The organism is Pseudomonas sp. 05L36, assembly GCF_056398125.1.
In genome coordinates, this window is sequence record NZ_JBFTOU010000061.1 from 1 (window position 1) to 8,101 (window position 8,101).

Sequence of the window (8,101 nt, forward strand, 5' to 3'; positions counted from 1 at the left end):
TCGATTTTTGTACATCAGCTCGCGGCTTCGCTCCACGCTTCCTCCCCACACTCGGTCACCCTCATGCAGTTGCGCTTCACTTCGTTTGCTGTGGTCAACTTACGGTGGGACTTGCACCCACAAGATTGCGCCCATGCTGGGCGCACGAAACCGGCGCGCCCGAAGGCGCCCTGTGCATGGCCACCATGTAGCAGCAGAGCAGAAAAACGCTGCTGATAGTGACGCATTGCACCTTGTAACACCGGGCTACCAAACCCGATCACTGTTTTTCAGCGACCGGCAAACGATAAAACCCAGCCCCAAGGCGCACAAGCCGGCGGATTCTGGCGTACCTGTAGGCAACGACGCAAGGTGTTGTAGCTTGCGGGAAGTAACGCTGACAGCGATTAAACATACGCGTCTCTGCCTTGAATTTACGTGGTTTGCCCACGTTGAAATTCCTAGGACCGAAGAGGAAATATCTGACGTATTTTTAAGGTTGGCGGCCGGAAGCGTGAGGTTTAACTTGGCCGCTCTGATCAGGGATAACGATTTCTCGCCTGATTCAGGCGTTCTTTCAGGCATTTAGGGTGAAACGATTACATGCGCGAGACAAGGGTCGACAAAGGCAATTACCCGGCTCGCGACATTTGGCGTTATGATCACGTCAAATGTCGCATGGAGGTAATCGGTATGCCCGCCGTCAAAAATGAAGTCGTAGGGGCGCAGACAAAGCGTGTCGCCCGCAAGCCTGTTGAGGTGCTGCTACATGGCCGTAGTGGCGATACGCGCATGTTGATTATCCGATACACACAGGAAGGCTTTGATCTGAGCGACGTCAGGGACATGATTTCTATATCCGGCCTATACATGGAGCACGATCTTGTTCAGCGCATTACCGGGAAATCCCTCAGAACCGTGCAACGCTTGGCAAAGGAAACCCAGCCAGTTCGGCTGAACCAGCAACAAAGCACCGTCGCCTTTCAGTATGCACAGGTACTTGAGCACGCCATCAATGTGTTTGGCGATCAGCAGTTGGCTGAGGACTGGCTGAAGAAACCCTGCAAGTACCTGGAGGGTCATATTCCGCTGGAACTGATCGACAACTCGCTGGGTTTCCAGGTGGTAGAGGACTACCTGACCCGAATTGAACACGGGGTTTATCAATGAATCCTTTGCCTTGGGATGGGAAGTGGCACGCTTGGCGTCTGGACCGTGCGGTTTTCAAGGACACATGGGATAGCGGCATTGGTGCGCAACTATCCGGTGGCCGATGGAACCCTCCCGGCCGCCGGGTTATTTACGCTTCGGCCGACCCGGCTACGGCGATTTTAGAGGTCGCCACCCACGCAGGCTTCGATACGCTCGACAGGGTGCCTTATGTGCTGACGTGTTTCGAAGTGCTGGATTCGAATGTCATCAAAGTTGTTCAACCTGAAGATGTACCGAACCCTAACTGGCTAATCCCATCTGAACTTTCGCCCAATCAACAGCATTTCGCTGATGAGCTACTGGCCGAACACCCGTTCGTGCTTATCCCGTCCGCAGTTACCCGCCACTCTTGGAACCTACTCGTTAGCTGTGATTTGGCGGCGGATCAATTCAAGCTTGTTTCGCAGGAGCGTTTTGGACTGGATACCCGCTTACTGAAATGAATGAGAATGTCGAACTTGCACACCAGAACCTCAAATGCAGCCTGTCGCGTGTGATCTCTACGCTGCACACCTACTGAACACCTGCTCCACCCCCCTCCTATCCCCCAAGGGATATATACACCGCAAAACCCCGATTGCTAGTTTGGCCCCCGACGCACTGATTCATCACTGCAAGGGAGCCCGCCTCGTGAACAACACCGCGCCAAGCGATATCGAATTCTGCAATGTGGTCAAACGCTATGGCGAGGTACAGGCCGTCAGCGGTCTGGATTTCGCGGTGCGGCGTGGCTCGTTTCATTCCTTTCTCGGCGGCTCGGGCTGTGGCAAGACCACCACCCTGCGCATGATCGCCGGCTTCGAGCAGCCCACCAGCGGCGAGGTCCGTCTGGCCGGCAAAAGCGTGGCCGGGGTGCCGGCGTTCGAGCGGCCGGTGAACATGGTGTTCCAGCATTACGCGCTGTTCCCGCATCTGACCGTGGCGCAGAACATTGCCTACGGCCTGCGTTATCGCAATCCACGCCCGGACAAAAAACAGCAACTGCGCATGGCTGATGAGGCGCTGGAGATGGTGCGCCTGAGCGGCTTTGGCCAGCGCAAGCCGAGTGAATTGTCCGGCGGCCAGCAACAGCGTGTCGCCCTCGCCCGCGCCTTGGTCAACAAGCCGACGGTGTTGCTGCTCGACGAGCCACTGGCCGCTCTGGATCGCAAGCTGCGCAAGGAGATGCAATCGGAACTGCTGCGTTTGCAGCGCGAGGTCGGCATCACCTTTGTGCTGGTCACCCACGATCAGGAAGAAGCCCTGTCGATGAGTGACAGCATCAGCGTGATGCACAACGGCTCGATCATCCAGACCGCCACTCCGGAACAACTCTACGAAGCCCCGGCCAGCCGTTACGTGGCTGATTTTATCGGCGAGTCCAACCTGTTCGACGGCACCGTGCGCCAGCTCAACGGTAACTCCGTGGTCCTGCGCACCGAGCAAGGGATGGAGCTGATCAGCCCGCTGACGCCTACCGGCAAAGCCCTGACCGCCAACGCTGCGGGTTGCATTGCGGTGCGCCCGGAGCTGATCAGCATCGCCGGCGCCAACGCCGAGATGGCCCGGGAAGTGAAGCTGCAAGGCTGCGTCGAGGACCGCATCTACCTGGGCAATTCCACCGAATACCGCGTGCGCACCCAGGCCTTCGGCGTGGTCTGCGTGCGGGTGCCGCGCCAGCAGGATCACGGCGCCAATGCATTCGAACACGGCGCGCCAGTGCGCGTCGGCTGGGATCACGCCAACGGCCTTGCCATGGCGTTGTAAATCATCGATTCGTTTCATCAACCGGATGTGGAGCGTGCTATGGACCAGAAGACTTTTATCAAAACCCTGCGCAGCTGGCAGAACGGCTCGATCAGTCGCCGAGAATTCCTTGGCCGCACCGGCCTCGGTATCGCTGCTGCCGTGGTCGCGACCAACATGCCCGGCCTGCTGACCTCCACCGCCGAGGCCGCCGAGCAAACCAAGCTCGGTGATCGCCTGTCGCTGGCGACCTGGCCGAACTACCACAGCCAGGAAAACCTCGACACCTTCGCCAAGACAACCGGCGCCCGGGTGTCGATGAGTGTGTTCGGTTCCAACGAAGAAATGCTCGCCAAATTGCAGGCCGGCGGCAGTGGCTGGGACGTGCTGGTGCCGACCAACTACACCATCAGCACCTACGTCGGCCTGGGCCTGATCGAGCCGCTGGACCTGTCGCGCATTCCCAACTTCGATGCCTCGGCGTTCCAGCAGAAGTTCATGGCCCAGGGCACGGTGGACGGCAAGGTCTACGCGGTGCCGAAAAACTGGGGCACCACCGGCATGCTCTACGACGCCGGCAAGCTGAAGAACGGCCCCGCCAGCTGGAAGGAATTCTGGGCCGCCGCCCAAGGCCCGGCCAGCGGCCGCACGATGGTCCACGACTATCAACTGACCGCCATCGGCAATGCGCTGAAAAGCTTCGGCTACAGCTTCAACTCCCTGGACCCGAAAGAACTGGCCGACGCGGAAAAACTGCTGATCGAGGTCAAGCCGCACCTGTTCGCGATCAATTCCGACATCCAGCCATCGATGCGCAGCGGCGATGCCTGGCTGGCGATGTCCTGGACTGGCGATGCCTCGCAATTGCACCGCGACAACGCGCAAATGCAGTTCGAGCTGGGCAAGGAAGGTGGCGAGTTGTGGAGCGACTTCTTCGCCATCCCGAAAAGCTCGGAGCACAAGGATGCCGCCTACGCGTTCATCAACTACCTGCTCGATCCGCAGCACAACAAGCTCGAAGTGCTGAGCCACGGCTACCCGAGCGGCGACAAGCGTGTCGACGCGCTGCTGCCTGTGGCGATGCTCGACGATCCGATCATGTACCCGGCCGCCGAGGCCCTGAGCCCGCTGGAGTTCGGTGCCGCCGCGACGCTGACCAGCCCGGCGCGCGCCGAACTGATGGCGCGTTTCAAGTCCGCCTGATCGCTTGACCATGGCCAATGAGGAGTCACCCATGAATGCCGCCGCCCACCCGCAAACGGTGCAGCCGGGCCGTGCCCTGCCGGTCGAGGTTCGCCAACGGCGCACCCTGGGCCGGCGCATCACCCTGGTGATGCTCTTGCCTTCGACCCTGTGGTTTCTGCTGCTGTTGTTGATGCCGCTGGTGATCATCCTGGTCTTCAGTTTCGGCGAGCGCAGCGCCGTGGGCGGTTACGCCGGTGGCTTCACCCTGGCCAACTACCTGAACCTCGGTTCTCGCGGCGCGGCGTTCAGCAACACGCTGATGCTCGCGCCGCTGGGTACCCTGGTGTGCCTGTTGGCGGCCTATCCGTTGGCGTACTTCCTCGCGGTCAAGGTCACGAGGAACCGCTCGCTGTTGCTGACCCTGGTGATCGTGCCGTTCTGGACCAGTTTCCTGATCCGCACCTATGCGTGGATTTTCATCCTCAGTGGCAAAGGCATTCCGGCACTGCTGGTCAGCCTGGGTCTTGAGGATGTGCGGCTGATCAACACGCCGTGGGCGGTGCTGATCGGCATCGTCTACGGCTACCTGCCGCTGATGGTGTTCCCGATCTACGTCAGCCTGGAAAAACTCGACAAGCGCCTGCTCGAAGCCTCGGCCGACCTCGGTGCCAGCGCCTTCGAGAGCTTCCGCCGGATCACCCTGCCGCTGTCTGCGCCGGGGATCATCACCGGGGTGATGCTGGTGTTCATCCTGTTGATGGGCGAGTTCCTGATCCCGGCCATTCTCGGCGGCGGCAAGGTGTTCTTTGTCGGCAACGCGCTGGTCGACCTGTTCCTGCAATCGCGCAACTGGCCGTTCGGCAGTGCGCTGGCCATGACGTTGGTGGCGATGATGCTGCTGATCATCGGCGTGTACTTGAAACTGGTGGCGCGCTACGGCGGTCGCCCTGCCGACGGAGGCCTGTGACATGTGGCTGCGCAGCTATTCGACATCGCTGTACCTGTTCCTCTACGCGCCGATTGCCCTGATCGTGCTGTTCAGCTTCAACGCCGGGCGCAGTGGCCTGGCCTTTCAGTGCTGCTCGGTGCAATGGTTCGGCACCGCGTTCGGCAACCCGTTCATCATGGAAGCCCTGGGCAACAGCGCGCTGATCGCTTTCAGTTCGGCGGTGATTGCCACACTGTTCGGCACCCTCGCGGTGTTCGGCTTGCAGCGCTGCGGCGCCAAGGTGCGCCTGCTGTTCGATGCGTTGACCTACTGCGCGATCATCGTGCCGGGCATCGTCATCGGCATCTCCACGCTGATTGCCTTCATCAGCCTGTTCGACCTGATCAACCCGCTGCTGGCGAGTTGGTTGCCGACAGTGCCGAAGTTGAACATGGGCTTCTTCACCGTGATCGCCGCGCACTCGCTGTTCACCATGGCCCTGGTGATGGTGATCGTGCGCAGCCGCGTCGATTCACTGGACAAGGCTTTGCTCGAAGCCTCGGCGGACCTGTATGCGCCACCGATGGACACCTTCTGGCGGGTGACCCTGCCGCAGATCAGTCCGGCGATCATGGCTGGATTCCTGCTGGCCTTCACCTTCAGCTTCGACGATTTCATCATTGCGTTCTTCGTTGCCGGTTCCGAAACGACGTTGCCGATCTACATCTTTTCCTCCATCCGCCGCGGCGTGACGCCAGAGATCAACGCGATTTCCACGGTGATCATCTGCGTGTCGCTGGCCTTGCTGTTCACTTCCCGCCATCTGCAAAACCGCCGTACCGGCGTCCAGGAGTCACACCATGCGTGATCAGCTCTACATCAACGGCGAATGGGTCAGCCCGGACCTGGGCGGCTATCTGGACGTGATCGATCCGGCTACCGAACAGGTCTTCCACCGCGTGGCGGCGGGCACTGAAGAGGATGTCGACCATGCCGTGCGTGCGGCCCGTCGCTCCTTCGACAATGGCTGGGGACAAACCAGCGGCGCCGAGCGTGCGCAGTGGCTGGAGGCATTGGCCGATGAACTGGAAAGCGGTAAACAGGCGCTGGCGGAACTGGAAGTGCGTGACAACGGCAAGCCGCTGCCCGAAGCGCAATGGGACATTGGCGATGCGATCGGTTGTTTCCGTTACTACGCCGGTTTGGCCCGCGATCTTGACCAGCAGCAGGATCAGCCGTTGGCCTTGCCGGATGAGCGTTTTCGCTGCCGCCTCCGCCACGAGCCGATTGGCGTGGCCGGGCAAATCATTCCCTGGAACTACCCGCTGCTGATGGCCGCGTGGAAGGTGGCGCCAGCCTTGGCCGCCGGGGCCACCGTGGTGTTGAAACCGTCCGAACTGACGCCATTGACCGCGCTGGAACTGGCGGCCGCTGCCGATCGTATCGGCTTGCCCGCCGGGGTGTTGAACCTGGTCACCGGCCTCGGCGCCGATGCCGGCAGCCCGCTCACCGAGCATCCGGGGGTGGACAAACTGGCCTTCACCGGCAGCGTGCCCACCGGGGCGAAAATCATGTCGGCAGCGGCGCGGGACATCAAGAACATCAGCCTGGAACTGGGCGGTAAGTCTGCGTTCATCGTGTTCGACGACGCCGATGTCGAAGCCGCTGTGGAGTGGATTCTGTTCGGGATTTTCTGGAACCAGGGTCAGGTGTGCAGCGCCACGTCACGCCTGCTGGTGCAGGAAACCATCGCCCCACGCCTGATCGAGCGGCTGGTGGAGGAAACCCGCAAGATCAGCATTGGCCCCGGTATGCAGCCCGGCGTACTGCTCGGGCCGCTGGTCAGCCAGGGCCAGTACGACAAGGTGCTCGGCTTCATCGACCAGGGCTTGGCCAGCGGCGCCCGTTTACTCACCGGCGGACGGCGACCGGCGCATCTGGCCGAAGGGTATTTCATTGAGCCGGCGATCTTCGATGAGCCGGGGCACAGCAGCATCTTGTGGCGCGAAGAAGTGTTCGGCCCGGTGCTGTGCATCAAGCGCTTCAAGACCGAAGAACAAGCGCTGCAAATGGCCAACGCCAGCCGCTTCGGCCTGGCCGCCGCCGTGATGAGCGCCGATTTGCAGCGCACCGCCCGGGTCGCCAACCAGCTGCGCGCCGGGATCGTCTGGGTCAACTGCTCGCAACCGACCTTCGTCGAAGCGCCCTGGGGCGGGATGAAACACAGCGGCATCGGCCGGGAGCTGGGGCAATGGGGGTTGCACAATTACCTGGAGGTCAAGCAGGTGACCGAGTACGTCAGCGACGAGCCGTGGGGTTGGTACTTGAAGTAAACGGGTCAACTGTGGGAGCGAGCCTGCTCGCGATAGCGGTGAGTCAGTCGACATCTCTGTTGAGTGTGCCGGCCTCTTCGCGAGCAGGCTCGCTCCCACAGGGATTGTGGCCAGCCGTGGGATTTGCGTTCACTGAAGATCAAAACTGTAGGAGCGAGCCTGCTCGCGATAGCGGTGGGTCAGCCAATATCTCTGTTGGATGTACCGGCCTCTTCGCGGGCAAGCCCGCTCCCACAGGGATTGTGGCCGGCCGTGGGATTGGCGTTCACTGAAGATCAAAACTGTGGGTGCGAGCCTGCTCCGGGCGGCGATCCGACGATAGCGGTAGGTCAGCCAACATCTCTGTTGGATGTGCCGGCCTCTTCGCGAGCAGGCTCGCTCCCACAATGAATTGGCTGTGAGCACAGCACTGGCGTACACCAGTGATCAACAGGGGGAGATTCTATGTTGCAGGGCAACCCTGCAACTTCAGGCCGGCCGGTAGGCCGCCTCGCTTTTGCTTTTGCTTTTGATCTTCTTGCCCCCTCGAGAGGCCGAGCGCAGGTTCTGCGCAGTGGGCAACCCGGCATGGATGCCGGGTTAGCCGCGTACGGCCCAGAGTGTGTAAAAACTGGTTCAAACATCGTCGACACTAGCGCCGACGATGTTTGGCTGGCTAACTACACCTAAAGCGCTCTTCGTAGCTCCAGCCCGCTTTTAATGCCACCAGTAACGCTTCTCAGCTCGTCCATCGGGCAAA

The 8,101-nt window shown here is 60.8% G+C and carries 7 protein-coding genes; all 7 read left to right on the plus strand.

All coding sequences use genetic code 11. The features are described from left to right. The first annotated feature begins 672 nt into the window (after positions 1–672). The 7 genes from parS to AC1DKH_RS30010 all read left to right on the plus strand — a co-directional run bounded on the left by parS (position 673) and on the right by AC1DKH_RS30010 (position 7,362). Complete coding sequence (gene parS, locus AC1DKH_RS29980) at positions 673–1,149, plus strand: type II RES/Xre toxin-antitoxin system antitoxin (protein WP_347912055.1); 477 nt, start codon at positions 673–675, stop codon at positions 1,147–1,149. After that, the gene (locus tag AC1DKH_RS29985; RefSeq protein WP_150754611.1) at positions 1,146–1,634 is read left to right on the plus strand and encodes an RES family NAD+ phosphorylase; all 489 of its coding nucleotides are present in this window, start codon (positions 1,146–1,148) and stop codon (positions 1,632–1,634) included. Before parS ends, AC1DKH_RS29985 begins: the two co-directional genes overlap by 4 nt. Before the next feature lie 187 nt (positions 1,635–1,821). After that, on the plus strand, positions 1,822–2,937 hold the full coding sequence (locus AC1DKH_RS29990) for an ABC transporter ATP-binding protein (protein WP_477800187.1): 1,116 nt from the start codon (positions 1,822–1,824) through the stop codon (positions 2,935–2,937). Positions 2,938–2,976: 39 nt separating this feature from the next. Next, on the plus strand, positions 2,977–4,119 hold the full coding sequence (locus AC1DKH_RS29995; RefSeq protein ID WP_477753986.1) for an ABC transporter substrate-binding protein: 1,143 nt from the start codon (positions 2,977–2,979) through the stop codon (positions 4,117–4,119). 31 nt (positions 4,120–4,150) lie between these two features. Then, on the plus strand, positions 4,151–5,068 hold the full coding sequence (locus AC1DKH_RS30000) for an ABC transporter permease (protein WP_477800188.1): 918 nt from the start codon (positions 4,151–4,153) through the stop codon (positions 5,066–5,068). Position 5,069: 1 nt separating this feature from the next. Beyond that, positions 5,070–5,897: an ABC transporter permease gene (locus tag AC1DKH_RS30005; protein ID WP_015095519.1), complete on the plus strand. Its 828-nt coding sequence runs from the start codon at positions 5,070–5,072 to the stop codon at positions 5,895–5,897. Next, positions 5,890–7,362 (plus strand): aldehyde dehydrogenase family protein, encoded by a 1,473-nt coding sequence (locus tag AC1DKH_RS30010; RefSeq protein WP_477800189.1) that lies wholly within the window; start codon positions 5,890–5,892, stop codon positions 7,360–7,362. Before AC1DKH_RS30005 ends, AC1DKH_RS30010 begins: the two co-directional genes overlap by 8 nt. Positions 7,363–8,101 lie beyond the last annotated feature (739 nt).

Excerpts from the sequence above, each read along its gene's own strand:
- parS (WP_347912055.1), top strand. The coding sequence starts at position 673 with ATGCCCGCCGTCAAAAATGAAGTCGTAGGGGCGCAGACAAAGCGTGTC.
- AC1DKH_RS29985 (WP_150754611.1), top strand. The coding sequence starts at position 1,146 with ATGAATCCTTTGCCTTGGGATGGGAAGTGGCACGCTTGGCGTCTGGAC.
- AC1DKH_RS29995 (WP_477753986.1), top strand. The coding sequence starts at position 2,977 with ATGGACCAGAAGACTTTTATCAAAACCCTGCGCAGCTGGCAGAACGGC.
- AC1DKH_RS30000 (WP_477800188.1), top strand. The coding sequence starts at position 4,151 with ATGAATGCCGCCGCCCACCCGCAAACGGTGCAGCCGGGCCGTGCCCTG.
- AC1DKH_RS30005 (WP_015095519.1), top strand. The coding sequence starts at position 5,070 with ATGTGGCTGCGCAGCTATTCGACATCGCTGTACCTGTTCCTCTACGCG.
- AC1DKH_RS30010 (WP_477800189.1), top strand. The coding sequence starts at position 5,890 with ATGCGTGATCAGCTCTACATCAACGGCGAATGGGTCAGCCCGGACCTG.